Origin of the sequence: Sporichthya polymorpha DSM 43042, from assembly GCF_000384115.1 — a bacterium.
Taxonomy (GTDB): domain Bacteria; phylum Actinomycetota; class Actinomycetes; order Sporichthyales; family Sporichthyaceae; genus Sporichthya; species Sporichthya polymorpha.
Window position 1 is genome coordinate 4,116,736 of the sequence record NZ_KB913029.1, and the last position, 23,883, is coordinate 4,140,618.

The following is a 23,883-nucleotide window of genomic DNA, read 5'->3' on the forward strand; positions in this document are numbered from 1 at the left end:
AGGCGGACGTCCGAAGATCCGGTCGCTATTGCAGCCACAATTTCGGACGTCCGGGGTGGGTACCCGGGCGGCGCAGGGCGGATGACGGGGGTCCGAAAAGCCGCTCATGATCGTTCCCGGGCGTCCGAGGGGAACCGGAGACGGGCGGCCGGCGTCCCAGAGCGGGGGGATCGCCCGGTTCGGGCGATGAAGGGGAGGTTCGGACGTCATGGGCGTCATCAAGCGGTTCGCGATCGGCTCGACGGTGCTCGGCGTCCTGGCGCTCGCCGGGGGCGCCAGCGCGCTCGCCTTCGACGGTGGCAGCACGGCTCCGGGCAGCCGCCCGGCGTCTCAGCAGCTCCAGGACCGCGGAGGCTCGGCGTCCGACGCCATCGTCTCCGACGTCCCGGCGGCGTCCGACTCGGACGTCCTGCCCGACACCGGGGGCTCCGACGCCTCCGCCCGCTGGTTCCGCCCGCACGGCGGCTGACCAGCCCCAGGAACGTAGATCGCGCCCGGACAGGGCGCGACCCCGCGGCACGGGGGAACCGCGGGGTCGCGCAGGGACGGACGCGCGGTGGGCGGCGTCCGCTGGGCCGCCGAGGCGGCCCGGGGAGAGCTACTCGGCGCGGAGCTCGGGGAGGTCCTCCTCCCAGAACTCGGCCTCACCGCGGGGTGCGTAGTCGCCGGCGCCGGTCATCTTGGCCGAGTGCCGCTGGTCCTCGGACTGCCGCAGTTCGACGCGGCGGATCTTGCCCGAGATCGTCTTGGGCAGGTCGGTGAACTCGATGCGCCGGATCCGCTTGTACGGGGCGAGCTCGGTCCGGCAGTGGCGAAGGATCGACAGCGCCGTCTCGCGGTTCGGCTCGTGGCCGGCGGCGAGGACGACGTAGGCCTTCGGCACCGCGAGCCGCAGCGGGTCCGGTGACGGCACGACCGCGGCCTCGGCGACCGCCTCGTGCTCGATCAGCACCGACTCCAGCTCGAACGGTGAGATCCGGTAGTCGGACGCCTTGAACACGTCGTCGGCGCGGCCGACGTAGGTGATGTAGCCGTCCGCGTCCCGGGTCCCGACGTCGCCGGTGTGGTAGTACCCGCCGCGGGTGACGTCCGCGTTGCGCTCCGGGTCGCCCTTGTAGCCGACCATCAGGCCGAGGTGCGGCTTCGACAGGTCGATGCAGATCTCGCCGTCGTCGCCCTCCTCGCCGCTGACCGGGTCGACCATCGCGATCGTGTAGCCCGGCAGGGCACGGCCCATCGACCCGGCCTTGATCGGCTGGCCGGGCGGGTTGCCGACGAGCGCGGTCGTCTCGGTCTGGCCGAAGCCGTCGCGGACCGTGATGCCCCACGCCTTCTCGACCTGCTCGATGACCTCGGGGTTGAGCGGCTCACCGGCGCCGACGCACTCGCGCAGCGGCAGCTGCCACGCGGACAGGTCCGCCTGGATCAGCATCCGCCACACGGTCGGCGGGGCGCAGAAGGTGTCCACCTCGGCGCGCTTCATCACTGCGAGCAGCGCGGCCGCGTCGAAGCGGGCGTAGTTGTAGATCATCACGCAGGCGCCGGCGGTCCACGGCGTGAACAGGTTGCTCCACGCGTGCTTCGCCCAGCCCGGCGAGGAGATGTTCAGGTGCACGTCGCCCGGCTGCACGCCGATCCAGTACATCGTCGACAGGCAGCCGACCGGGTACGAGACGTGCGTGTGCTCGACGAGCTTCGGCTTCGCCGTCGTGCCCGAGGTGAAGTACAGCAGCAGCGGGTCCGAGGCGTTCGTGACGCCGTCGGGCGCGAACTCGGCGGGGCCGCTGGTCGTGTCGGGGTAGGTCTCGAACCCGGCCGCCCCGCCGACCGCGATCTTGCGGTAGTCACCGGGCACCTCGTCGAACTTGCCGGCGTCGCGGCCGTTGGTGATGACGTGGCGGGCCTCGCCGCGGGAGACGCGGTCGGTCAGGTCCGGCGTGCCGAGCAGCGTCGTCGACGGGATCATGACCGCGCCCAGCTTGATGCAGGCCAGCGCGGTCTCCCACAGCTCGACCTGGTTGCCGAGCATGACGATGACCTTGTCGCCCCGCGCCACGCCCTGGCCGCGCAGCCAGGCCGCCAGGCGGTTCGAGCGGTCGCGCAGGTCTCCGAAGCTCAGGATCTGCTCGGATCCGTCCTCCTCGACGATCCAGAGCGCCTTGGCGTCCGGACTCTCGGCGGCGAGGACGTCGAACCAGTCCAGCGCCCAGTTGAACTGCTCCAACTCGGGCCAGGCGAAGGTGTCGCGCGCGGCGGCGTAGTCCGTGCGGATCGACAGCAGGTGGTCGCGCGCGGCGCGGAACGCCGCCGTCGCGGCAGGATTCGTGCTCATCTGCGGGCTCCAGCAGGCTCGAAGGGGCGGGGGATCTTCGCAGCCTCATCCCCCCACCAGGGCGGGTCAATTCCCTTCCCAACGGACGGCGGTACGGCCAAACCCGGTTGCGGACCGTGGACGAGCATGCTCACGCTGGGTGGATGACGACGCCGACCTGGGCGCCCCCGGCGGCCCCGCCCGAGACGCTCGTCGCGGGCGCGTTGAGCCTGGACCGCTGGCGCCCGGCCGACCGCGACGACCTCTACGCGGCGGTGGACGCCTCCCGCGCCCACCTGGAGCCCTTCATGCCCTGGGCGGCCGGGTACGAGCCCGCCTCCGCGGAGTGGTTCCTGAACCAGGCGACCGAGGGCTGGGAGATCCGCAGCGAGTTCAACTACCGGGTCAGCGGGCCTGCCGTCGCGCCCGGGCGCGTGCTCGCCGGCGTCGGGCTGATGGCGCGCCAGGGGCCGGGCGTGCTGGAGATCGGCTACTGGGTGCACGCCGCCGCCGTCCGCCGTGGCGTCGCCGGGACGGCCACCGCGGCGCTTACCGACGCCGCGTTCGCGCTGCCGGGCGTGGAGTGCGTGCGGATCCACCACGATCCGCGCAACGTCGTGAGCGGCCGGGTCCCGGCGCGGCTCGGCTTCACGCAGCTGCCCGACCTCGTCCCCGGGCCGCCCGGCCGGGAGGACGAGCGACACGTGGCCTGGGTGGTGTGGAAGCACGAGTGGGCGCCGGTGCGAGGATGACGGCATGGCGGACACCGGCACCACTCGAACCCTGCGAAACGCGATCCAGCGGAGCGGGTACTACCCCGAGCTGGTCGCGGAGGGCATCGAGTTCGCCGTCGGTGCGGAGGCGATCAAGTCGTGGTTCGTCCACCAGGAGACGACGCTCGACGTCGAGACCGTGCGGCGCCACGTCACCGTCCTCGCGCTCACGCCCACGCGCCTGATCGTCGGCCACACCGACGAGCACAGCGCGGACGAGGACAACCCCGTCGCCTACGCCACGACGTCCACGGAGAGCATCGCGCTGAGCCGGATCTCCACCGTCGTGCTGTCCCGGACGGTCGCCGACCCGGCGCGCTACGAGGTCGGGGCGCCGCCGACCGAGCTCGTGCTCACCGTCGGCTGGGGCGCGGTCAGCCGTCTGGACCTCGAGCCGGCGACGTGCGGCGATCCGAACTGCGAGGCCGACCACGGCTACACCGGTTCGGTGACCGCCGACGACCTGTCGGTCCGCGTCAGCGAGGCCGGGGACGGCCGCGAGACCGTCGCCGAGATGCTCGTCTTCGCCACGGCGCTCTCCGCCGCCGTGGGGACGCGGTGAGCGCGGCCTCGCCGACCGCTGCGATCGGCGAGCTCGCCTACGGCAGCGCCGCGCTGCCGGACCTGCTGCCGTCGGTCCTGGGCGAGCTCGGGGTGCCGGGGGAGTCCGGGCCGCTCGCGCTCGACCTGCCCCCGCGGGTCGCCGTGCTGCTCGTCGACGGACTCGGTCTGAACCTGCTCCGCCGCCACGCCGACCTCGCCCCGTACCTCAGCTCGCTGCTGCCCGACGCGGGCACGCTCGCCGTGGGCTTCCCGTCGACGACCGCGACGTCGCTGACCTCGCTCGGCACCGGCCTGCCGCCCGGCGCGCACGGCGTGCTCGGTCTGAGCATGCGCGGGCCGGACGGGACCGTGCTGAACGCCCTGCACTGGGACGCCACGAAGGTCGACCCGCAGCAGTGGCAGCCGCACCTCACCGCGTTCGAGCGGGCCGCTGCGGCGGGGGTCGAGGTGCGTTCCTTCGGGCCGGGGCGCTTCCGCGGCACCGGGCTCAACGGCGCGGCCTTCCGCGGTGTCCCGCTCGACCCGTCGGAGTCGGCCGGCGAACTTGTCGCGGCCACCCTCGACGCCCTCGCCGACGCCCCCGGCCGGGACCGCGTTCTCGCGTACACCTACTACGGCGACCTCGACGCGACCGGCCACCGCAAGGGCGTCGGCTCCGCCGCGTGGCGGCACCAGCTCGCCCACGTCGACCGGCTCGCCGAGCAGATCGGCACGGCGCTGCCGCCGGGGTCGGCGCTGCTGGTCACCGCCGACCACGGCATGGTCGACCTCGCGGAGGACCTCCGCATCGACGTCGACGCCGAGCCCGAGCTGCGTGAGGGCGTCGAGCTGCTCTCCGGTGAGGCGCGGGCGCGCTACGTCCACGCCCGGCCGGGTGCCGCCGGCGATGTGCTGGCCGCCTGGCGGGCGCGGTTGACCGACGGCTGGATCGTCCTGTCCCGTGAGGAGGCCGTCGCCGCCGGGTGGTTCGGCCCGAACCTGGACCCGGCGATGGCCGACCGGATCGGCGACGTTCTCGCCGTCGCCACCGGGGCCGGCAGCCTGGTGGCGACGAAGACCGAGCACCCGTTCTTCGCCCAGCTGATCGGCATGCACGGATCGCTGTCCGAGGACGAACTCCTCGTTCCGCTCCTGCGCGTGCGTGCCTGAAGTTCGAGCAACTGACGAGGCGTCAGGCCTGATTCTCCGCCAGCCACTGGGCCATGATCGACCGGAACTTCTCCGCGGTGCGGCCGAAGGTGATCGCGTGGCCCGTCGCCTCGAGCTGGACGAAGGAGAGCCGCGGTGCCTGCGGGTAGGCGGTCTGGACCTGGAACTCCGGCCCCGGCGGCGGGAACAGTGCGTCCTTGGTGCCGAGGATCAACAGCGTCGGCACGTTGATCGCCGGCGTCATGAGGTTGGTGGCGAGGTACCCCTGGGTCGCGCTGAGCAGGTCGCCGCACGCGTCGCGGTTGCGCTTGCGGAGGACGAGCTCCGCCACCGCGGACTCGACGTCGTGGAAGTGGGCCGCCGCGAATTCGGCGTCGGTGCGCCCGAACGGTGCGTAGTTCGGGGCCCCGGCGTCACCGCGGGCGTGCTGAGGCGCCGTCAGGCAGTCCTGTCCGGAGGCAAAGAGGGTCTGCAGCGCGAGCGTCGAGGGGTAGTGGGTGTAGCCGATCACGGCCAGCGCCTCGGCGCTGCCGAAGATTGCCTGGGTGAGCTCGGCGATCAGGCCGCCCGCCGAGTGGCCGGCGAGGATGACCCGGCCGAACCGCGGCAGGACATTCCCGCCGGCCTTGTAGTTGCCGGCGCGCAGCGCGTCGGCGATCTGGTCGGCGATGTCCGCCTGGGCCGGCAGGCAGGTCGCCATGCCGTCGGGCAGGTCGTCGTGGGCGGGGTTGCCGAGGCGGTCGATGACCAGCGAGACGTGGCCCTGCGTCGCCTGGTTGAGGGCGTAGTCGTACTCGGGCACCTCGGTGAGGTGGAAGAAGAAGCTCGAGTAGCCGAGCCCGTGCAGGTACATCGTGACAGCCGGGCTGGAGGCCCGGACCAGGTCGCGCGGGGCGACCAGGTTGGCGTGGACCGTGTAGGTCTTGCCGTCGGGCTCGGTCTGGCACGGGATGCCCGTGGTGTTCCGGTTGACCACGGTGAACTTGACCGGGATCTCGACGGCGGAGCCGACCACGGCGGGACCGTTCGCGGCCGCGGTGGCGGGGGAGGACCCCAGGGCGGCGACGGCCGTGGCGGTGAGTGCTCCGGCGAGCGCGATCCGCAGCGTCGCCCCCCAGCGACGGGCCCGGGACGTGGGAATCGGCATAGGCAATTGGAGCCCATTTGCGGCGGTTCCGAAACACCGACACCCACGTTCGGGCGTGCCGGTCCTGTCCCGGCGTGCCTACCTGCGGTGGGATTGTGACCGCAAACACGTCCGGGAGGTGAGCCCATGGGTGGCGCGAACAGCCTCGTCGGGGTGGAGGCGCTGGCCGCCGAACTGGCCGGCCCGCGGCCCCCGCGCCTGCTGGACGTCCGGTGGCCTGTGCCGTGGCCGGCCGGTCAGGTGACGGCGGGGCCGGGTCCGGCCGACCCGGCCGCGTACCGGGCCGCGCACCTGCCGGACGCCGTCTTCGTCGACCTCGACGCCGATCTGGCCGCCCCGCCCGGGGACGGTTCCCGCGGGCGGCACCCGCTCCCCGACGCCGCCGCGTTCACCTCCGCGATGCGCCGGCTCGGCGTGGGCTCCGGGCCGGTCGTCGCCTACGACGACGGCCCGGGCTTCGCCGCGGCCCGCGCGTGGTGGTGCCTGCGGTACTTCGGGCACCGGGACGTGCGGGTGCTCGACGGCGGGATCGCTGCCTGGCGCGCCGCCGGCCGGCCGACCGAGTCGGGCGAGCCGCCGCTCCCGCCACCCGGCGACTTCACCGCGGACCCCGGTCACCTGCCGATGCTCGACGCCCGCGGCGCGGCCGCTCACGCCCGGCTGGGGTTGCTCCTCGACGCCCGGGTCGCCGAGCGGTACCGGGGCGAGTCGAGCGCCGACCCCGTCCGCGGCCACGTCCCCGGGGCGGTGAGCGCGCCGACGTTCGACAGCGTCGACGTCGACGGCCGATGGCATCCGCCGACGTTCCTGCGCACCCGGTTCGCGATCCTCGGCGCCGAGGACGAGGAGGTCGGCGTCTATTGCGGATCGGGGGTCACGGCCGCCCACGCGGCGCTCGCGATGACCGTCGCCGGGCTGCCGACGCCGGCGGTCTACGTCGGGTCGTGGAGCGAGTGGATCGCCGACCCGGCCCGGCCGGTCGCGATCGGGTCCGCACGCGGATGAGCCCGGGAACCGACCGCGCCGCGGCGGAGGCGCTGGACGCCGCCGACCCGCTCGCCGGGTTCCGGGACCGGTTCGTCGAACCCGAGCCCGGCCTGATCTACCTCGACGGCAACTCCCTCGGCCGGCTCCCGCGCGCCACCGTCGACCGGCTCCGCCAGGTCGTCGAGCAGGAGTGGGCCGGCGGTCTGGTCCGCTCCTGGCACGACTGGATCGACCTGCCGACCCGCGTCGGCGACCGAATCGGCGAGCATCTCGTCGGGGCGCATCCGGGCGAAGTCGTCGTCAGCGACTCGACGACCGTGAACCTCTACAAGCTCGCGCACGCCGCCTGCTCGGCGCGTCCGGGCCGGGACGTGATCGTCACCGACGACGACAACTTCCCGACCGACCGCTACACGCTCGCCGGGCTCGCCCAAGCGCGCGGGATGACGGTGCGGGTGGTGGCCTCGGACCCGGTCACCGGACCCGACCCCGCGGATTTGCTGGCGGCGCTCGACGACCGCGTCGCGGTGCTCTCGCTCTCCCACGTCGCCTACCGGTCGGGCGCGCTGCTCGATCTCCCGACGATCACCGCCGCGGCGCACGGCGTCGGCGCGCTGATGCTCTGGGACCTCTGCCACTCGGCGGGGTCCGTGCCGGTCGGGCTGGCCGACGCCGGCGTCGACCTCGCCGTCGGGTGCGGCTACAAGTACCTCAACGGTGGCCCGGGCGCCCCGGCGTTCCTCTACGTCCGGCGCGACCTGCAACCGACGCTCCGTCAGCCGATCTGGGGCTGGTTCGGTCAGCGCGACCAGTTCGCGATGGGCGAGCGTTACGACCCCGAGCCCGACGTCCGCCGATTCCTCACCGGGACGCCCGCAGTGGTCGGTCTCGCCGCGCTCGAGGAGGGCGTCCGCCTGCTCGCCGAGGCCGGCCTCGACCTGCTCCGGGCGAAGGGCATGGCGATGACGGAACTCGCCCGCGTCCTCGCCGCGGAGTGGCTCCTCCCACTCGGGTTCGAGCTCGCGAGCCCGGCGGACCCGGCCGCTCGTGGCTCACATCTGACGTTGCGTCACCCCGAGGCGTTCGCGATCAGCCGCGCGCTGATCGCGGAGGCGGACGTGATCGGGGACTTCCGCACCCCCGACTGCCTCCGCCTCGGCCCGGCCCCGATCTCGACCCGGTTCACCGAGGTCTGGGACGCCTTCGACCGCCTGCGCTCCCTCGTCGCCGCCGGCCGCCACCGCGCCCACGCCGACCCGTCCCCCGCCGACCGCCGCGTCACCTGACCTGCGGGAATGGGCGGAGCCCCGGCCCTCCGATGAGGACCGGGGCTCCGGTGGTGCAGGTGCTGGAGTTGCTACGAGGTGGCCGAGGGGGACGGGGAGGCGGTGGCGCCGTCCGTCGACTCGGTGCTCTCGGACTCGGTGCCCTCCGACTGAGTCGACGAATCCGTGGACGAGTCGGTGGACGACTCCGTGCCCTCGGTCTCGGTGGACGACTCGCTGCCCTCGGTCGTGGCCGGGTCGGTGGTGGTCTGCGAGCCCGGCGGCACGAACGTGGTGCCGTTCTTCTTGGCCTCGAGGTAGGCCTTGATGTACTCCTCGGCCGCCTTGGCGTCCTTGGTGCCCTCGCCGGGGTTCACGCCCGGGCGGACCATCGAGTAGATCAGCTCACCCGGCTGGGCGTCGCCCGGCTCCATGGCCTCGAGGGCCGCGGCCGTGTACTTGCTGGACGCGTTCCACAGGTAGAAGCCGTTGACGCCGGCGTCGGCCGCGGCCTTGATCTGGGCCTTGACCTCCGCGACGCCGTAGCGCACGCCGAGCGAGAAGTCCTGCAGCCACGGGACGACCGCGCAGTCCGTACCGAGGACGAGCCGGTTGAACTCGATGACGGAGCGGTTGACGATGTCGTACGGCTGGCTGTTCGGCGAGGCGACGCTGTACTCGCCCGGACCCCAGTGCGACGGGTAGACCATCGGCGCGAGGAAGTCGAGGTGCTTCGCCATGCCGGGGATGTCCTGCGCGACGGAGACCGGCGTAAAGGCCGAGATGCCGTAGACCGCGGCGCCGACGAAGGCGCCGGCCGCACGGACGCGGGGAGCCGCCTCGGCAACGAAGTCGACGATCGCGGTCATCGCGTCACGGTCGCCGATGCCCGGGTAGACCTGGCCCGAGTTCTCCGGCTTGCGGATGTAGTCGAACATGATCTGGTCGAAGCCGAGCTTCGCGGCCTCCTCGGCCAGACCGATGTTGTAGTCCTTGATCTCGGAGTTGGCGAAGTTCGTGAACGACGCCTGGCCGTACTTGCCGGCGTCGTACGCGCCGCCGGACGTGTTCTGGATGACCAGGTCCATCTTGCCGTTCTTGACGGCCCAGCCGGCCATCTTCGGGTCGCGGAAGGCCACGATGCGGCCGGTGACCGTGCCACCGAGGTCGTGGATCTGCTTCAGCGCGTCGGCGGCGTTGTAGCGGTCCGTGCCCGTGCCCGCGGCCTTCGCCAGCGGGACCTCGGACTGGTAGCCGATGATGCCGTCCTCGTCCTTGATGTCGAGCTGGACGTTGTCGATCTTCTTGTCCTTGAGCAGCTGCAGGACGGGCTCCCGCAGCGTCGAGGACGCCCACCCGAAGGCAGTGATGTGCACCGACCGCACGGCCGGGTTGAAGACCGGGATCTGCGCGGCCTGCTCGGTGACGTTGCCGGCCTCGTCGGTCGCCTTGAGGATCGCGCCGCGCGGCGGGGCCGCGAACTCCTTGGAGAACGAGCCGTCGTCGGCGAGGTCGAGCTGCTCGCCGTTGATCTCGGCGGTCTTGGCGCCCTCGATCTTGCCCTTGAGGGTGAAGGCCTCGTCCATCTTCGCCGGCTCCTCGGGGATCTCGAACGTCACGACGGGCGCGACGGTGTCGATCTCGAAGGTCTGCGAGGAGGTCGCGGTGCGGCCCGGGAGGCGACCGTCCTTGGAGGCGGAGAAGGTGTGCTTGCCGTCGGCGAGGTCGGACGGGGCGCGGTAGACGATGTTGTCGCCCTCCTGCGAGCCCTGGACCTCCTGGCCGTCCAGCTTCAGGGTGACGTCGGACATCTTCGCGCCGTTGATGGTGAAGACCAGGTTCTTCGCCGCGTCAGCGTTCAGCATTCCCGTCGAGCTGGCGACGAGCTCGACCTTGGAGCCCGCACCGAGCGGCGAGGCCGCGGCCCCGACGACGAGCAGCAGAGCCGCGACGCCACCGACGATGGCGACGTTCCGACCGGTCTTGCGCTTCTTCGCCACGACCGGCGCAGCGACCGGCGCAGCGGCCGGCACAGCCGCCGGCACGACCGGCGGCGGTACGGCCGGCGTGCCCTCGCCGCCGTCGCCCGATGCCCCCCACGGGGCGGGCGGCATGCCATCAGAGCCCGTCATATCCCCATCCACCTTTACCGAGTTGAAGCCGAAGCGGCGCGCTGATTTCCCCACCCTCGCCCGCACGGATACGCCATGATCACGTTAATGATCAGCGAACTGATCCTGGTCGCAAGATCACGCAGACACAGAGTGGCAGTACCAAACGACTTTGGGGGGAAAATGCGCCCACGCGATGTAGTGGCGGCGGCTCTCGTTGCCGGATTGTTGCTTTCCGGTTGCGGAGGCGATGACGACGAGCCGAACGCCACGGAGAGCCCGGCGCCGACGGCGGGTGAGACCACCACGCCGACGCCCTCCGCGACTCCGGAACCGTCGTCCGTCGACCCGGCCTCGGTGAAGGCCAACGAGCTCGCGGCGATCCCGGTGATGATGTACCACCAGGTGAAGGCCGAGGTCTGCAGCGCCTGCGTCTACGACCAGACGCCGGCCGAGTTCAAGGCCGAGCTCGAGCGGCTCCACAAGGCCGGGTTCGTCCCGATCACGACCGCGCAGATGGTCGCCGGTGAGATCGACATCCCGGCCGGCAAGCACCCGGTCGTCCTCACGTTCGACGACTCGTCCGCGAGCCAGATTCAGATCGGCCCCGACGGAAAGCCGACCGCGGATTCCGCCGTCGGAATCATGGAGGCCTTCGAGGCGGAGAACCCGGATTTCCCGGCAATCGGGTCCTTCTACGTGAACGGGACTTCATTCACCGACCCGAAGGCGCTGCCCTGGCTGGTGGAGAACGGCTACGAGGTCGGCGTCCACACCGTGAACCACGCGAATCTCAAGCAGAGCAGCGAGTCCACGGTCCAGAAGGAGATCGCGAACAACATCGCGGACATCAAGGCCCAGGCGCCGGACGCGAAGGTCAACACCATCGCGCTGCCGTTCGGCATCGCGCCGGCGAACCCGCAGTTGCTCCGCGCGGGTGAGTTCGAGGGCAAGTCCTACACCCTCGACGCGGCCCTGCTGGTCGGGTCGAACCCGGCCAAGTCGGTCTTCGACGCGGACTTCGACCCGTACAAGATCGCGCGCATCCGCTCCGGCCCGAAGAACAAGCCGGTCGAGACCGACTCGACGTACTGGCTCGACCAGTTCGACGACGGCAAGTGGGCCGCGTACACCTCCGACGGCGACCCGAACAAGATCTCGTACCCGTCGACGACGTCGAAGAAGCTCGGGTCGAAGTGGGCCGACAAGGCCAACCCCTACGAGCCCGCGGGTGAGTCGGGCAGTGGCTCGAGCTCGTCCCCCTCGCCCAGCGCGACCGCGAGCACCCCGCCGTCCTCCTCGCCGGAGGAGACCCCGTCGGCGACCGCCACCTCCACCTCGTGACGATCGGCTGAGGGCCGGCCGTCGCGTCTGACTGCTGGTCAGCAAGTCTCGGCTCACCTCGGCCCGATCCCCGTTCGCGGGGGTCGGGCCGAGGCCGTCCCGGCCCCACATTTCCTGCGGGATGACGTCCCGCAGCGCAGCGAGAAGGGCCCCGCAACCTGACGGTGCGGGGGCCCTTCTCGATCTGTCGAGCCATCTGTCGAGCGAACGGTCGAGCGACGGCGAGTCGCTGGGCCTACTCCTTCGGGCGGGTGCCGATCAGGATGTCGTCCCAGCTGGGGACCCGGGCGCGGCGACGGCCGCCGGAGCGGGTCGGAGTCGGGGCGGGCGCGTCGTCCGCGGACGCGTCGTGGGTGCCGGTCCGCCGGGCGGGCATCGCCTCGGCCGGGGTCGGCGGCGGGTCCATCGGCAGGGTCGGGGTGTCGATGACCGACCGACGCGGCGGGGCCTCGACGGCAGGGGCGGGCGGAGCCGGGGCACGCTCCTCCATCGGAGCCGGAGCCGGAGCAGCCTTGGCGGCCGGGGCCATCGGGGCCGGAGCCGGGGCGGCCGCCGGGAGCGGCGGGACCACACTCGGCGCGGGCGGCGGGGGAGTGACCACCGTCGCCGGGCGCGGGGCCGGGGCCGGCGCGGGCGCCGGCTCGGGACGGCGCGCGATGACGTCCGGCGGACGGCGGTTCAGCGTCGGGTCCGGCCGGCGCAGCGAGGGCGGGGCGGCCTGCTCCTCGGCCTCGATCTCGACGTCCTCGTCGTCCTCCACCGCGGTGACGGGTTCGGCGGCGCGCAGCGGGACCGGCGCGGCGATCCGCGGCCGGAACGGCTCCCGGGCCGGGTGCTGCTCGAGCTCGCCGGTGAGGAAGCGGGCCTGGTCGTTCTCCGCGACGACCGTGCGGGCGCGCGGGTCGAACAGGAAGGTCGCCCGCTGCGTCAGCGCGTCGTGCTCGTAGCTGACCTGGACGAGCCAGCGGCCGTCGTCGCGACGCCACGAGTCCCAGGACAGGTCGGTCGGCGCGAGGCTGATGTGCTGGAGCTGGGCGGGCACCGACTCGGCGAGCGTGTTCGGGCGCAGCTCGGCCTGACCGGGCCGGCGGACCGACGCACGCTGCGACATCTGCGCCATGTGCTCGCGCTCCGCGAGGACCGGGCCCTCGAACCGGCGCACGCGGTCGACGTGCACCCCGGCGGCCGCCGCGACCTGCTCCGCCGACTCGCCGGCCCGGATGCGCGCCTGGATCTCGCGCGGCCGCAGCTGGCCGACGCCGGCATCGAGCTGGGACAGGAGGGTCTTGTCGCCGCGGATCGCGGCGCGCAGGCGCTCGTCGATGGGAACCACGAACTTCTCGCCGTCCGGCGAACGGAGCACCAGATGGGTGCCGCGTTCATTCGCCGCGACGAGACGGAGATCCTGCATGACCGAAGTCCTCCTGCTGCCGACGGCACCTGAGGTCGGTTACGAGTTTGTCCGTTCGAGCGGCCAAAGCCGTGGAGGCGCGCCCGTGACTCAGGGCACTGTGCCGGGAACTGCTCCGAACGGGTGAACGCCCGGCCCCCGGCGCAGGCGTGGGGCGCCCGCAGCGGCGAGCGTCGCGGCGCCCACGGCGGCGACCGTCGCCGCCCAGAACCCGTCCGCGGGGCTCACGTGCTCGGCCAGCCAGCCCGCCGCCGCCGATCCGGCCATCAGGCCGACGGACAGCCCGGTCGTCGCCCAGGCGAAGCCCTCGGTCAGGCGCGTCGGCGGTGCGAGGTGGCGGACCAGCGCCATGCCGCTGATCAGCGTCGGGGAGATCGAGATCCCGGCCAGGACGACCAGGCCGGCCAGGACGCCCAGGGACGGCACGAACGGCATCGCCAGGGCCGAAGCGCCGATGCCGACGGCTCCGCCGAGGAATCCCTGCCACGGGGGCGCGTGGCGCCGGGCGGTGCCGAAGACGACGCCGGCGACGAGGCTGCCCAGCGCGTAGAGCGCGAGGATGCCGCCGGCGGCCCCGCGCGACCCCTCGGCCTCGCTGAACGCCACGACGGCCACCTCCACCGCGCCGAACAGCGCGCCGAGCGCGACGAACACGCCGACGACCACCACGAGCCCGGGTGAGGCCAGCGCCGGCCGCGGCCCGGTGTCGGTGGTCCGGGGTGTTCCGGGCGGTTCGGTCGCCCGGGCGGCCGCGAGCGCGAGCGCCCCGGTCGGCCCGACGGCAAGGACCGCGGCGAGCCCGGCGGCCGGGTGGACCCCGACCGCGAGCAGGGTCGCCGCGATCGGCCCGACGACGAAGATGACCTCGTCGACGACCGACTCGAACGAGAAGGCGGTGTGCAGCCGCGCCCTGCTCACCGGCGTCGCGTGCGCCGGGTCCGGCCCGCCGAGCAGGGTCGTCCACCGCGCACGGACCAGGCCGCCGATGCTCGGCATCGTCATCCCGCTCAGCAGGGAGAGCGCGACCAGTACCGGGCCGGGCGCCTCGGAGGTCCCGGCGACGATCAGCGCGACCAGCGCGACGGCCTGCGCGAGCGCGGCCGGGCGGAGCACCGCGGCCTGCCCGTAGCCGTCGACGAGGCGGGCCAGACGCGGTCCCGCGACCACGAAACCGAGGTTCACCGCGCCCGCCGCGGCGCCGGCCAGGGCGTAGGAGCGACCGGTCCCGGAGACCAGCAGCACGACTCCCAGCGTGAGCATCGAGATCGGCAGCCGGGCGAGGAATCCGGCCAGGCTGAACCGCAGCGCACCGGGTTGCGTGAGCACGTCGCGGTAGGGGGCCAGCACTTTGACAGGATGACCGACATGAGCGCCGGTCCTTTTGATGCCTTCCTGCTGGTGTCGTTCGGGGGACCCGAGGGCCCCGACGACGTGATGCCGTTCCTGCAGAACGTCACGCGCGGCAAGGACGTCCCGCCCGAGCGTCTCGCCGAGGTCGCCGAGCACTATCAGCACTTCGGCGGGGTCAGCCCGATCAACGGCCACTGCCGCGAACTGCTGGGTGCGCTCGAGGCCGACTTCGCCGTGAACGGGATCGATCTGCCGATCTACTGGGGCAACCGCAACTGGAACCCGTCGCTGCGCGACGCCATCGCGCAGATGGCCGACGACGGCCGCCGCCGCGCCCTGGTCCTCCTGACCTCGGCGTACGCCTCGTACCCGGGCTGCCGGCAGTACCGCGAGGACATCTTCGCGGCCAAGGCCGGCATCCCGAAGGCGCCGAACTTCGCGCGCATCCGGCACTACTTCAACCACCCCGGCTTCGTGCGGCCGATGGTCGCCAACACCGTGGCCGCACTGGAGCAGCTCCCGGCCGACCTGCGCGAGACCGCGACCATCCTGTTCACCACCCACTCGATCCCGATGGCGATGGCCTACAGCGCGGGCCCCGAGGGCGGGCTCTACGTGCAGCAGCACGAGGAGGTCGCGTCCCTGGTCGCGGCGGGCGTGCGCGAGGCGACGGGCGTCGAACGTCCCTCCGAGCTCGTCTACCAGTCCCGCTCCGGCCCGCCGCAGGTCCCGTGGCTGGAGCCGGACATCGGCGACCGGCTCACCGCGCTCTCCGAGGCGGGCACGGCCGCGGTGGTCGTCGTCCCGATCGGCTTCACCTCCGACCACCTGGAGGTCGTGTACGACCTCGACGTCGAGCTCAAGGCGCAGGCCGACAAGCTCGGCGTCGCGTTCGCGCGCGCCGGGACGGTCGGCGCGGCGCCCGAGTTCGTCGCCGCGATCCGCGACCTCGTGCTGGAGCGGGCCAACAGCGTCATGCCCGACCAGCGCGCGACCCTCGGCGAGCTCGGCGCCTCCTACGACCTGTGTCCGGCCGGGTGCTGCCCGAACCCGAAGGGACCTCGGCCCGCGGTCGCGGGGCGGGACTGAGGGTGCCGGGCTCGTCCGGGGTGCACACGGATCTCCCCACCAAGGAACTCCTCGAGGTCGCGCTGCAGGTGGCCCGGGAGGCGGGCACGCTGCTTGCTGCCGGGCGTCCGAGCGGCCCGCTGCGGGTGACGTCGAAGTCGACACCGACCGACGTGGTCACCGAGATGGACCACGCCGCGGAGGCGCTGATCACCGAGACCCTCGCCCGGCTGCGGCCGGACGACGGGATGCTCGGCGAGGAGGGCACGGACCACCCGGGGACCTCCGGGGTGCGCTGGGTGGTCGACCCGCTCGACGGGACCGTCAACTACCTCTACGACCTGGGCGGCTGGGCGGTCAGCCTCGCGGCCGAGGTCGAGGGGGAGTCGGTGGTGGGGGTCGTGCACGTCCCGGCGACGGGGGAGACGTTCGCCGCCGTCCGGGGTCAGGGCGCGACCTGCAACGACCGACCGTTGCGCGTCAACCCGGCCGCTCCGCTGGACCGCGCGCTGGTCGCGACCGGATTCGGCTACGACCCGCGGCGCCGGGCCCACCAGGCGGAGATCCTGCGGCACGTCCTGCCCGCCGTCCGGGACATCCGCCGCCACGGCGCGTGCGCGGTGGACCTGTGCGCGCTCGCCGCCGGGCGCGTCGACGCGTACTTCGAGCGGGGGGTCAACCCGTGGGACTTCGCCGCGGGCGGGCTGATCGCGTCCGAGGCGGGCGCCCGCGTGGCCGGCCTGGGCGGCGAGGCCCCCTCCTCGCGGTTCCTGCTCGCCGCACCGCCGGAATTATTCGACCCGCTGGAGGCGTTGTTGCTCGCCGCCGGAGCGGGCCACGAGACCGGCTTGACGGACCCCGTCGCCACCTCCGCCCTGCCTTAAGGCACAATTCCCGCCCCGGGCAGGCATACTGCGGTCCCGCCAATCAGCACGAGGAGACCCGGACCTACATGGCGACTGATTACGACGCCCCCCGCAAGACGGACGACGAGCTCGGCGAGGACAGCATCGAGGAGCTCAAGTCCCGGCGGGTGGACAAGGGCGCCAGTACGGTGGACGTCGACGAGGCCGACCTCGCCGAGTCCCTCGAACTGCCCGGCGCCGACCTCTCCGGTGAGGAGCTCAGCGTCCGCGTGCTCCCGCGCCAGGCCGATGAGTTCACCTGCTCGTCGTGCTTCCTGGTGCACCACCGCAGTCAGCTGGCGAGCGAGAAGGGCGGCCAGCTCATCTGCCGCGACTGCGCCTGACGCACGCGTTTCCGCACGTCACGATCACCCGGTGAGCACACCGGTGAGCACACCGGTGAGCGCACCCTGGGAGCGCACCCTGGGAGCGCACACAGAAACGGTGATCATGATGTGCGGCCATGACGTTCCTCTGCCGAGTTCGTCCGGCTTCCTACGCGCTCGCCGGGATCGTCACGGCGACCGCGGTGGCCACGGCCGGGATCCCCGACTCCGCTGACGCCTCCGCCGCGGGTCCGGCTCCGGAGCCGGACCCGCTGTCGTCGCTGATCGGGGACCTGGCGACTCCGCACACCCCCGAGCCCGCGTCGGCCCCGCCGAAGGCGGGTGAGGTCCCGCGCGTGCCCCGCGAGCCCGCGCTGCCGCTCGGCCGGGCCGGCCTGCCGGAGCGCCGCACGACGAAGACGCTCGCGCCCGGCGTCACGCTGACCGTGATTCACCGTGGCGAGGGGAAGACCAAGCGCAAGCATTGGGCCTCCACGTCCAAGGGCCCGTGGGTGGTCAACGTCCTGACGATCGACCCCGAGCAGGCCGACGGCCGACTGCAGCGCACGTACGGCAAGACCCTCGCCGACCCGGACCGCACCACCGCCCTCGCCCGCCGGGCGAGCGCGCTCGTCGGTGTCAACGGGTCGTTCTTCTCGCTGCAGTCGGACAAGCGCTACCGCGGTCTGCCGGTCGGCCTGACGATCTCCGACGGCCGCGTGCTCTCCAAGCCGACCGGGACGTCGCAGGAGGTCACGCTCGCCCTCGACTCCGAGCAGAACGCGCTGCGCATCGGCCGCTTCGACTGGACCGGCAAGGTCCGCTCCCGCGAGGGGATGGGCGTGCTGACGCTGAACCGCGTGAACAGCCCGCCGAACCTGCCGAAGGGCTGCGCGAAGCACAAGGCCGCGCGCAAGCAGCGCTGCGCAGGCTCGGGGCAGCTCGCCGAGTTCACCCGCGACTTCGCCGGCCGCACGCCGAAGGGGCCGGGCGTCGAGGTCGTGCTCGACCGCGCGGGCTGCCCGGTGCGGATCCTCGGGCACCGCGGCGTCCGGCTGACGGGTTCCCAGACGTCGCTGCAGGGCACCGGCGCGACCGCGCTGCGCCTGCGCCGGTTCGCGCGCGGCGGCTGCCTCGACGTCGAGCAGTCGGTCGTGAACCGCCCCGACGGCCGGCGGCTGCCGCTACGGGAGGGCGTCTCGGCCGTGACCGGCCGCTACCGCCTGGTGCGGGACGGGAAAACGATCCTTCACCGGCGCGACAGCAGCCTGTTCGGGCGCAACCCGCGCACGATCGCGGGCACGGACGCCGCGGGCCGGTTGATGTTCGTCACGATCGACGGGCGGCAGCCCCGCAGCGTCGGGGCGACCCTGTGGGAGGCCGCCCGCGTGGCTCAGGCCCTCGGGATGGACGACGCGCTCAACCTCGACGGCGGCGGCTCGACGACCATGGCCGTCCGGGGCAAGGTCGTGAACCGCCCGGTCGGCTCCGAGCGCGCCGTCGCCGACGCCCTGGTCTGGCTGGCGTCGAAGGACTGACCCGTTGCGTCCGACGATGTGGCTGCAACAGCGACCACATCGTCGGACGTCCGGAGGGTCAGCTCGCGGTGAGGCCGGGCGGCAGCTGGCCGGTGGCGGACCGCCAGGACGAGGCGGCCTTGCGGGTGATCAGCAGGCGCACCGCGCCGGCGATCGCGCCGGTGAGCATGGCCCAGGCCAGCGCCTGCGCCCAGGTCGTGTCGGGGTTCTCGGGGTGCTCCGGGGGAGCGCCGCCGGTGGCGGCCTTCCAGACCCCGGCCACGGCCTTCCGGGTCACGAAGGTCGCGGCGACCGCGCCGCCCGTGGCCACCGCCTTCCAGGCCACGTTGTTGCTCTCTGCCACGCCGAACTCCGCTCTGATTCGCCGATCTCCCGGCTGCGCGGGCAAGCCTGCCAGAGGCGGGTAGTGTCGGGCACCGTGACCGCTGACCTGCAGGGGGCCCTGGCCGTGGGCGAGCGGGTCGACGTTCTCGTCCAGCGCCTCGACCCCGAGCTGCCCGTCCCCGCCTACGCCCACCCCGGCGACGCCGGGGCGGACATCTGCACGGCTGTCGACGTCGAGCTCGCACCCGGTGAGCGGGCGAAGGTCCCCACCGGCCTCGCGATCGCGCTGCCGGCCGGGTACGCGGCGTTCGTGCACCCGCGCTCGGGGCTCGCCGCCCGGTTCGGCGTCAGCATCGTCAACGCTCCGGGGACGGTCGACGCGGGCTACCGCGGCGAGATTCAGGTCATTCTGGTCAATCACGACCCCGCGCAGCCGGTCGTGCTGCGCCGGGGCGACCGGATCGCCCAGTTGGTCATCCAGCGGGTCGAACTCGCGCGGTTCCACGAGGTGGAGCTGCTGCCAGGTTCGGCCCGGGGCACCGGCGGGCACGGATCCACCGGCGGCTTTTCCACGCGCGAGTCGACCGCGCGCGAGAATGGCCCCATCGACGAGGGGAACTGAACGTGGCTTTCCGACGCCGCAAGAAGGGCGAGCCCGACGCGGGCGCCGAGCTGGACTCGTACACCGAGAGCGACGAGGCGGGCGCCGAGACCGGGACCGAGGTCGACGCCGACCCCGGTGAGGTCGACGAGGTGCTCGCCGCGCTCGGGGACACCCCCGCCGCGGAGGTGGACCAGAACCCGTCGTGGCCGGTGGGCTCGATCCGCGATCGGGACGGCGGTCCGTGGGACGCGGACAGCGCGCCCGAGGACAAGATCGAGCGCGTCGACCTCGGCGGGGTCCGCATCCCGATCCTCAACGGCATGGAGCTGCGGGCCGAGCTCGCGGAGGACCAGGTCGTCGCGGTCACGCTGATCATCGAGCGGAGCGCGCTGCAGATCCAGCCGTTCGCCGCGCCGCGCACGATGGGCATCTGGGACGAGGTCCGCGGCGAGATCGCCGAAGGGATCGTCGCCTCGGGCGGCCGGTCCACCGAGGAGGAGGGCCGGTTCGGCACCGAACTCGTCGCCGAGGTCGGCGTCGCGCTGCCCGACGGCACGACCGGCCTGCAGACCGCGCGCTTCCTCGGTGTCGACGGACCGCGCTGGTTCCTGCGCGCCGTGATCACCGGCGAGGCCGCGACCGACGCCTCGCTGCGTCGCGCGCTCGAGGACCTGCTCGCCGACGTGGTCGTCGTCCGCGGTCAGGACGCCATGGCCCCGCGTGACCCGATCCCGCTGCAGCTCCCGCAGGAGGTCGAGATCGGCGAGCACGGCGAGCAGTTCGTCGACGAGGACACCGACGAGGGCGACGAGGACGGCGGGCGCCGGACCGACGACCTCAAGCCGTTCGAGCGCGGTCCGGAGATCACCGAGGTCCGCTGATGACCACCGACGCTCCGGCCAAGGGCCTGCTCAAGCGCATGATCGGACGGATCACGGCGCCGCCCCACGAGGTCGAGGCCCGTGAGCTGCAGGAGGACGTCGCGGACGCCGGCGGCACCCCGATCCAGCAGTGCTGTGCGCGCGAGATCGTGACGATGTGCGGCACGCTCCGCACCGTGACGCTGCGCCCTCGGGCGGGCGTCCCCGCCCTGGAGGCGGAGCTCTACGACGGCTCCGGCACGGTCTCGCTGGTGTGGCTGGGCCGGCGCCAGATCGCCGGCGTCGAGCCCGGGCGGGGCATGAAGGTGACCGGCCGGGTGGCGATGGTCGAGGGCCGTCCCGTGGTCTACAACCCCCGCTACGAGCTCCGGCCCGGCGTCGGGTGACCGATGAGCGCCTGAGGGGGGAGCGTCCCCCGAACGTCGAGACCGTCGAACAGCTCGTCCGCCAGCAGCTCTCCACGGCGCTGGGCGGTCCGCGCGGCGTCCTCGAGGCCGCGATCCCGACCGCGGCGTTCACCCTCGCCTACGTCGTCACCGACGAGCTTCAGCTGTCGCTGGCGATCGCGGCCGGGCTCGCCGCGCTCGCGCTGGTCGTGCGGCTGGTCCAGCGCAGCACCGTCCAGTTCGTGCTCAACGCCGCGTTCGGCATCGCGATCGGCGCGGCCTTCGCGCTGCGCGCGGACCGGAGCGGCGACGGCGACGACGGCGCGCTCGCCTACTTCCTGCCGGGGATCCTCTACAACACCGGCTACGCCGCGGTCCTGCTGCTGACCGTGCTGATCCGCTGGCCGCTGGTCGGGTTCATGGTGGGCGCCGTGACCGGCGATCCGACCGCGTGGCGGTCCGACCCCGCCATGGTCAAGCTCTGCAACCGGCTGACGCTGCTGCTGGCCGCGCCGTGCATCCTGCGCGTCGTCGTCCAGTACCCGCTCTACGAAGCGGGCGAGGTGGGCCTGCTGGGCACGGCGAAGGTGATCATGGGCTGGCCGCTCCAGGTCGCCGCGCTGCTCGCGATGGCCGCGCTGCTCGCCAAGGGCCGCACGCCGCTGGCGGACCCCCCGGAGCAGCCCGCGGAGCAGCCCGCGGAGGAATGACCCCGGCCGCGGACCGTCAGTCGTCGTGCGGGGACAGCAGGTTCTGCAGGCGGCGCTCCTGGTCCGCCGAGGCGACGAACAGCAACTCGTCGAGGGCCTCCAGCGGGTCGTCCCGGGAGGGGACGAGGACCCGGCTCTGCCGGATGATCGCGACCAGCGCGGTGTCCGTCGGCCACGGGACGTCGCCGACGCGGTTGCCGATCTGGGGTGAGTCCTCCGGCAGCGTCAGCTCGACGAGGTTGGCCTGACCCTGCTTGAAGGAGAACAGGCGGACCAGGTCGCCGACGGTCACGGCCTCCTCGACCAGCGCCGAGAGCAGGCGCGGCGTCGACACCGCGACGTCGACGCCCCACGACTCGTTGAACAGCGTCTCGTTGCCCGGGTGGTTGACGCGCGCGACGACGCGGGGGACGGCGAACTCGGTCTTGGCCAGCAGGGAGACGACGAGGTTGACCTTGTCGTCGCCGCTGGCGCAGATGACCACGTCGCAGCGCTGGAGCTGGGCCTCCTGCAGCGAGGACATCTCGCACGCGTCGGCCAGCAGCCACTCGGCGTCGGGGACCCGCTCGACCTTGATGGCCGAGGGGCTCTTGTCGATGAGCAGGACCTCGTGGCCGTTGGCCAGCAGCTCGCGCGCGATGGACCGGCCGACGGCGCCGGCCCCGGCGATGGCGACGCGCATCAGTGCACCTCCGGCGCGGCGCCGAACACGGCCTCCGCGGCGTCGGCGGTGTCCTCACGCAGCAGCACGTGCACGAGGTCGCCCTCCTGCAGGACGGTCTCGGCGGTCGGGAGGAACCCCTCGCCGAGACGGGTCAGGAACGCGATGCGCGCGCCGGACGCAACCTCCAGCTTCGCCATCGGCAGGCCGATCCAGCCCGGGTGGACACTGACCTGGGCGAGAGCCACGCAGCCGCTCGGGTCACGCCAGACCGGCTCGGAACCGGGCGGCAGGAGTTTGCGGAGGATCTGGTCGGCGGTCCAGCTCACGGTCGCGACCGTCGGGATGCCGAGCCGCTCGTAGACCTCGGCGCGGGCCGGGTCGTAGATGCGGGCGACGACGTTCTCGACGCCGAACTGCTCACGCGCCATGCGCGCGGAGATGATGTTGGAGTTGTCACCGCTGGAGACGGCCGCGAAGCCGCCGGCCTGCTCGATGCCGGCCTCCAGCAGCGTTTCCTGGTCGAAGCCCACCCCGGTGACGCGGCGACCGGCGAAGCCGGTCCCGAGGCGGCGGAACGCGTCGGACTCCTGGTCGACGACAGCCACGTCGTGGCCCTTCGCCTCCAGCGCGAGTGCCAGCGTCGACCCCACGCGCCCGCAGCCCATGATCACGATGTGCACGTGTCGACGTCCTCCTCGGCCAGCCTCCTGGCGTCCCGCACGGACGCTACACGCCCGCACCGCATAGTCTCGGCTCCGCCATGGCACCGTCCGAGTCGCACTCCGAGCGGCCACCTCGACCCGGCCGCCGGAAGGGCCGCCGGTCGGGGAGCCGGCCGGGGAGCCGGGGGACCGGGCGGCCGAGTCGCTCCGGGCCGGGGAGTCTGGTCGGCACGGAGTACGAGGTCGAGGTCGGGCCGGTCGCGCACGGCGGCTTCTGCGTCGCCCGGCACGAGGGCCGTGTCGTCTTCGTGCGGCACGCGCTGCCCGGCGAGCGGGTGCGGGTGCGCGTCACCGAGGGGCGACCGGCCGACCGCTTCCTGCGCGCCGACGCGGTGGAGGTGCTGGATGCCTCGCCCGACCGCGTCGTCCCGCCGTGCCCCTATGCGGGGCCGGGTCGCTGCGGGGGGTGCGACTGGCAGCACGCGACGTTGGACGCCCAGCGGGAGCTCAAGGCCGCCGTGCTGGTCGAGCAGCTGCGCCGGCTCGCCGGGCTGGACCGGCAGCCGGTCGTGGAAGCGGTCCCGGGGGCAACGGACGGCTCCGGCTGGCGGACGCGCGTCCGGTTCGCGGTCGATCCGACCGGGCGCGCCGGACTCCGGCGGCACCGCTCGCACGACGTCGAGCCCCTCGACGCCTGTCTGATCGCCGCGCCGGCGGTGAACACCTCCGGCGTGCTGAGCGCCGCCTGGCCGCGAGGCGCCGAGATCGCGGTGACCGTCCCGGCGGCGGGTACCGGCGACGTCGTGGTCTCCCCGGTGGCCGATCAGCGCGTGGTCGAAACGGTCGACGGACGGGAGTTCTCCGTGCCGGCCGACGGGTTCTGGCAGGTGCACCCCGCGGCGGCGACGGTGCTGACGCGCGCGGTGACCGAGGCACTGGCGCCGCGGCCGGGGGAGACGCTGCTCGACCTCTACGCCGGGTCGGGCCTGTTCGCCGGCATGCTGGCGCCCTCCGTCGCGCCGGGGCCGGTCGTGGCGGTCGAGTCCGACGCGGCCGCCGTCGCCGCCGCCCGCGACAACCTCGCCGACGTCCCCGGGGCGCGCGTGATCGAGGCCGGGGTCGACGCGGCCCTGCTCGCCGAGGTCGGCCCCGCGGACCTGGTGGTGCTCGACCCGCCGCGGACGGGCGCGGGCCGCGAGGTCGTCGACGGCGTCGCGGCCCTCGCACCGCGGCGGATCGCCTACGTCGCCTGCGACCCCGCCGCGCTGGCCCGCGACCTCGCGTACTTCGCCGAGCGGGGGTACGCCCTCGTCGGCCTGCGCGCGTTCGACCTGTTTCCGCACACCCACCACCTCGAAGCCGTGGCGACGCTGGAACCCACCGCTGAGCAAGTAACCTGACGG

At 73.2% G+C, this 23,883-nt stretch carries 24 protein-coding genes; 16 read left to right on the top strand and 8 right to left on the bottom strand.

Going from position 1 to position 23,883, the window contains the following annotated elements:
* Positions 1 to 208 precede the first annotated feature (208 nt).
* Entirely contained in the window at positions 209 to 469 is a 261-nt protein-coding gene (locus tag SPOPO_RS0120065) for a hypothetical protein (protein WP_019876825.1), read from the top strand.
* Between the two features lie 129 nt (positions 470 to 598).
* Here the strand turns inward: SPOPO_RS0120065 and SPOPO_RS0120070 are convergent, their stop codons facing one another.
* Positions 599 to 2,332: an AMP-binding protein gene (locus SPOPO_RS0120070; protein ID WP_019876826.1), complete on the bottom strand. Its 1,734-nt coding sequence runs from the start codon at positions 2,330 to 2,332 to the stop codon at positions 599 to 601.
* 143 nt (positions 2,333 to 2,475) lie between these two features.
* Here SPOPO_RS0120070 and SPOPO_RS30715 point away from each other — a divergent pair, with 143 nt between their 5' ends.
* The 3 genes from SPOPO_RS30715 to SPOPO_RS0120085 are packed head-to-tail and all read left to right on the top strand — an operon-like array spanning position 2,476 to position 4,797.
* Complete coding sequence (locus SPOPO_RS30715; RefSeq protein WP_019876827.1) at positions 2,476 to 3,063, top strand: GNAT family N-acetyltransferase; 588 nt, start codon at positions 2,476 to 2,478, stop codon at positions 3,061 to 3,063.
* A 4-nt stretch (positions 3,064 to 3,067) separates the two neighbouring features.
* Positions 3,068 to 3,646 (top strand): DUF5998 family protein, encoded by a 579-nt coding sequence (locus tag SPOPO_RS0120080; protein ID WP_019876828.1) that lies wholly within the window; start codon positions 3,068 to 3,070, stop codon positions 3,644 to 3,646.
* A complete protein-coding gene (locus SPOPO_RS0120085; RefSeq protein ID WP_019876829.1) occupies positions 3,643 to 4,797 on the top strand; it encodes an alkaline phosphatase family protein in 1,155 nt (384 codons plus the stop codon). The genes SPOPO_RS0120080 and SPOPO_RS0120085 overlap by 4 nt, the downstream gene beginning before the upstream one ends.
* Positions 4,798 to 4,819: 22 nt before the next feature.
* On the opposite strand, the gene SPOPO_RS0120090 is transcribed toward SPOPO_RS0120085, so the two are convergent.
* Entirely contained in the window at positions 4,820 to 5,944 is a 1,125-nt protein-coding gene (locus tag SPOPO_RS0120090; RefSeq protein ID WP_019876830.1) for an alpha/beta fold hydrolase, read from the bottom strand.
* Positions 5,945 to 6,070: 126 nt separating this feature from the next.
* On the opposite strand from SPOPO_RS0120090, the gene SPOPO_RS0120095 reads away from it, so the two are divergent.
* Positions 6,071 to 6,949, top strand: coding sequence for a sulfurtransferase (locus SPOPO_RS0120095; RefSeq protein ID WP_019876831.1), 879 nt, complete (start codon positions 6,071 to 6,073; stop codon positions 6,947 to 6,949).
* Positions 6,946 to 8,217 (top strand): kynureninase, encoded by a 1,272-nt coding sequence (gene kynU, locus SPOPO_RS0120100; protein WP_033386962.1) that lies wholly within the window; start codon positions 6,946 to 6,948, stop codon positions 8,215 to 8,217. The genes SPOPO_RS0120095 and kynU overlap by 4 nt, the downstream gene beginning before the upstream one ends.
* 71 nt (positions 8,218 to 8,288) lie before the next feature.
* Here the strand turns inward: kynU and SPOPO_RS30720 are convergent, their stop codons facing one another.
* Complete coding sequence (locus SPOPO_RS30720; protein ID WP_156870073.1) at positions 8,289 to 10,328, bottom strand: putative glycoside hydrolase; 2,040 nt, start codon at positions 10,326 to 10,328, stop codon at positions 8,289 to 8,291.
* A gap of 336 nt (positions 10,329 to 10,664) precedes the next feature.
* Between SPOPO_RS30720 and SPOPO_RS30725 the strand changes: the two genes are divergently transcribed.
* Positions 10,665 to 11,651: a polysaccharide deacetylase family protein gene (locus SPOPO_RS30725; protein ID WP_156870075.1), complete on the top strand. Its 987-nt coding sequence runs from the start codon at positions 10,665 to 10,667 to the stop codon at positions 11,649 to 11,651.
* Positions 11,652 to 11,886: 235 nt separating this feature from the next.
* On the opposite strand, the gene sepH is transcribed toward SPOPO_RS30725, so the two are convergent.
* Both sepH and SPOPO_RS34480 read right to left on the bottom strand, forming a co-directional pair.
* Positions 11,887 to 13,062: a septation protein SepH gene (sepH, locus tag SPOPO_RS33095; RefSeq protein WP_019876835.1), complete on the bottom strand. Its 1,176-nt coding sequence runs from the start codon at positions 13,060 to 13,062 to the stop codon at positions 11,887 to 11,889.
* 90 nt (positions 13,063 to 13,152) lie between these two features.
* Positions 13,153 to 14,409, bottom strand: coding sequence for an MFS transporter (locus SPOPO_RS34480; protein WP_019876836.1), 1,257 nt, complete (start codon positions 14,407 to 14,409; stop codon positions 13,153 to 13,155).
* 18 nt (positions 14,410 to 14,427) lie between these two features.
* Here SPOPO_RS34480 and SPOPO_RS0120125 point away from each other — a divergent pair, with 18 nt between their 5' ends.
* The 4 genes from SPOPO_RS0120125 (at position 14,428) to SPOPO_RS0120140 (ending at position 18,249) form a co-directional block, all read left to right on the top strand.
* Entirely contained in the window at positions 14,428 to 15,501 is a 1,074-nt protein-coding gene (locus tag SPOPO_RS0120125; RefSeq protein WP_019876837.1) for a ferrochelatase, read from the top strand.
* The gene (locus SPOPO_RS0120130) at positions 15,498 to 16,364 is read left to right on the top strand and encodes an inositol monophosphatase family protein (RefSeq protein WP_425424160.1); all 867 of its coding nucleotides are present in this window, start codon (positions 15,498 to 15,500) and stop codon (positions 16,362 to 16,364) included. The genes SPOPO_RS0120125 and SPOPO_RS0120130 overlap by 4 nt, the downstream gene beginning before the upstream one ends.
* Positions 16,365 to 16,432: 68 nt before the next feature.
* Positions 16,433 to 16,729, top strand: coding sequence for a DUF4193 domain-containing protein (locus SPOPO_RS0120135; RefSeq protein ID WP_019876840.1), 297 nt, complete (start codon positions 16,433 to 16,435; stop codon positions 16,727 to 16,729).
* 119 nt (positions 16,730 to 16,848) lie between these two features.
* Positions 16,849 to 18,249: a phosphodiester glycosidase family protein gene (locus tag SPOPO_RS0120140; RefSeq protein WP_019876841.1), complete on the top strand. Its 1,401-nt coding sequence runs from the start codon at positions 16,849 to 16,851 to the stop codon at positions 18,247 to 18,249.
* A gap of 58 nt (positions 18,250 to 18,307) precedes the next feature.
* Here the strand turns inward: SPOPO_RS0120140 and SPOPO_RS30740 are convergent, their stop codons facing one another.
* The gene (locus SPOPO_RS30740; protein ID WP_019876842.1) at positions 18,308 to 18,592 is read right to left on the bottom strand and encodes a DUF4235 domain-containing protein; all 285 of its coding nucleotides are present in this window, start codon (positions 18,590 to 18,592) and stop codon (positions 18,308 to 18,310) included.
* Positions 18,593 to 18,667: 75 nt separating this feature from the next.
* Between SPOPO_RS30740 and dut the strand changes: the two genes are divergently transcribed.
* The 4 genes from dut to SPOPO_RS0120165 are packed head-to-tail and all read left to right on the top strand — an operon-like array spanning position 18,668 to position 21,154.
* Entirely contained in the window at positions 18,668 to 19,195 is a 528-nt protein-coding gene (gene dut / locus SPOPO_RS0120150; RefSeq protein WP_245541731.1) for a dUTP diphosphatase, read from the top strand.
* Between the two features lie 2 nt (positions 19,196 to 19,197).
* Positions 19,198 to 20,058 carry a DUF3710 domain-containing protein gene (locus tag SPOPO_RS0120155; RefSeq protein ID WP_019876844.1) on the top strand — a complete coding sequence of 287 codons (861 nt, stop codon included), beginning with the start codon at positions 19,198 to 19,200 and terminating at the stop codon, positions 20,056 to 20,058.
* Positions 20,058 to 20,444, top strand: coding sequence for an OB-fold nucleic acid binding domain-containing protein (locus SPOPO_RS0120160; protein ID WP_019876845.1), 387 nt, complete (start codon positions 20,058 to 20,060; stop codon positions 20,442 to 20,444). Before SPOPO_RS0120155 ends, SPOPO_RS0120160 begins: the two co-directional genes overlap by 1 nt.
* Positions 20,441 to 21,154 carry a DUF3159 domain-containing protein gene (locus SPOPO_RS0120165; protein WP_019876846.1) on the top strand — a complete coding sequence of 238 codons (714 nt, stop codon included), beginning with the start codon at positions 20,441 to 20,443 and terminating at the stop codon, positions 21,152 to 21,154. Before SPOPO_RS0120160 ends, SPOPO_RS0120165 begins: the two co-directional genes overlap by 4 nt.
* A 16-nt stretch (positions 21,155 to 21,170) precedes the next feature.
* Here the strand turns inward: SPOPO_RS0120165 and SPOPO_RS0120170 are convergent, their stop codons facing one another.
* Together SPOPO_RS0120170 and SPOPO_RS0120175 are read right to left on the bottom strand one after the other, a co-directional pair.
* Entirely contained in the window at positions 21,171 to 21,836 is a 666-nt protein-coding gene (locus SPOPO_RS0120170) for a potassium channel family protein (RefSeq protein ID WP_019876847.1), read from the bottom strand.
* Positions 21,836 to 22,498, bottom strand: a complete 663-nt coding sequence (locus SPOPO_RS0120175; protein ID WP_019876848.1) for a potassium channel family protein — start codon at positions 22,496 to 22,498, stop codon at positions 21,836 to 21,838. Before SPOPO_RS0120175 ends, SPOPO_RS0120170 begins: the two co-directional genes overlap by 1 nt.
* A gap of 80 nt (positions 22,499 to 22,578) precedes the next feature.
* Here SPOPO_RS0120175 and SPOPO_RS0120180 point away from each other — a divergent pair, with 80 nt between their 5' ends.
* Complete coding sequence (locus SPOPO_RS0120180) at positions 22,579 to 23,880, top strand: class I SAM-dependent RNA methyltransferase (RefSeq protein ID WP_084671337.1); 1,302 nt, start codon at positions 22,579 to 22,581, stop codon at positions 23,878 to 23,880.
* Positions 23,881 to 23,883: the final 3 nt, after the last annotated feature.

Bases quoted from the DNA above. Each gene is read 5' to 3' on its own strand.
- SPOPO_RS30720 (WP_156870073.1), bottom strand. From the start codon at position 10,328: ATGACGGGCTCTGATGGCATGCCGCCCGCCCCGTGGGGGGCATCGGGC.
- SPOPO_RS30715 (WP_019876827.1), top strand. From the start codon at position 2,476: ATGACGACGCCGACCTGGGCGCCCCCGGCGGCCCCGCCCGAGACGCTC.
- SPOPO_RS0120140 (WP_019876841.1), top strand. From the start codon at position 16,849: ATGACGTTCCTCTGCCGAGTTCGTCCGGCTTCCTACGCGCTCGCCGGG.
- SPOPO_RS0120070 (WP_019876826.1), bottom strand. From the start codon at position 2,332: ATGAGCACGAATCCTGCCGCGACGGCGGCGTTCCGCGCCGCGCGCGAC.
- SPOPO_RS0120180 (WP_084671337.1), top strand. From the start codon at position 22,579: ATGGCACCGTCCGAGTCGCACTCCGAGCGGCCACCTCGACCCGGCCGC.
- SPOPO_RS0120065 (WP_019876825.1), top strand. From the start codon at position 209: ATGGGCGTCATCAAGCGGTTCGCGATCGGCTCGACGGTGCTCGGCGTC.
- SPOPO_RS0120170 (WP_019876847.1), bottom strand. From the start codon at position 21,836: ATGCGCGTCGCCATCGCCGGGGCCGGCGCCGTCGGCCGGTCCATCGCG.
- SPOPO_RS0120160 (WP_019876845.1), top strand. From the start codon at position 20,058: ATGACCACCGACGCTCCGGCCAAGGGCCTGCTCAAGCGCATGATCGGA.
- SPOPO_RS0120095 (WP_019876831.1), top strand. From the start codon at position 6,071: ATGGGTGGCGCGAACAGCCTCGTCGGGGTGGAGGCGCTGGCCGCCGAA.
- SPOPO_RS0120090 (WP_019876830.1), bottom strand. From the start codon at position 5,944: ATGCCGATTCCCACGTCCCGGGCCCGTCGCTGGGGGGCGACGCTGCGG.
- SPOPO_RS0120135 (WP_019876840.1), top strand. From the start codon at position 16,433: ATGGCGACTGATTACGACGCCCCCCGCAAGACGGACGACGAGCTCGGC.
- SPOPO_RS0120080 (WP_019876828.1), top strand. From the start codon at position 3,068: ATGGCGGACACCGGCACCACTCGAACCCTGCGAAACGCGATCCAGCGG.
- kynU (WP_033386962.1), top strand. From the start codon at position 6,946: ATGAGCCCGGGAACCGACCGCGCCGCGGCGGAGGCGCTGGACGCCGCC.
- sepH (WP_019876835.1), bottom strand. From the start codon at position 13,062: ATGCAGGATCTCCGTCTCGTCGCGGCGAATGAACGCGGCACCCATCTG.
- SPOPO_RS0120125 (WP_019876837.1), top strand. From the start codon at position 14,428: ATGAGCGCCGGTCCTTTTGATGCCTTCCTGCTGGTGTCGTTCGGGGGA.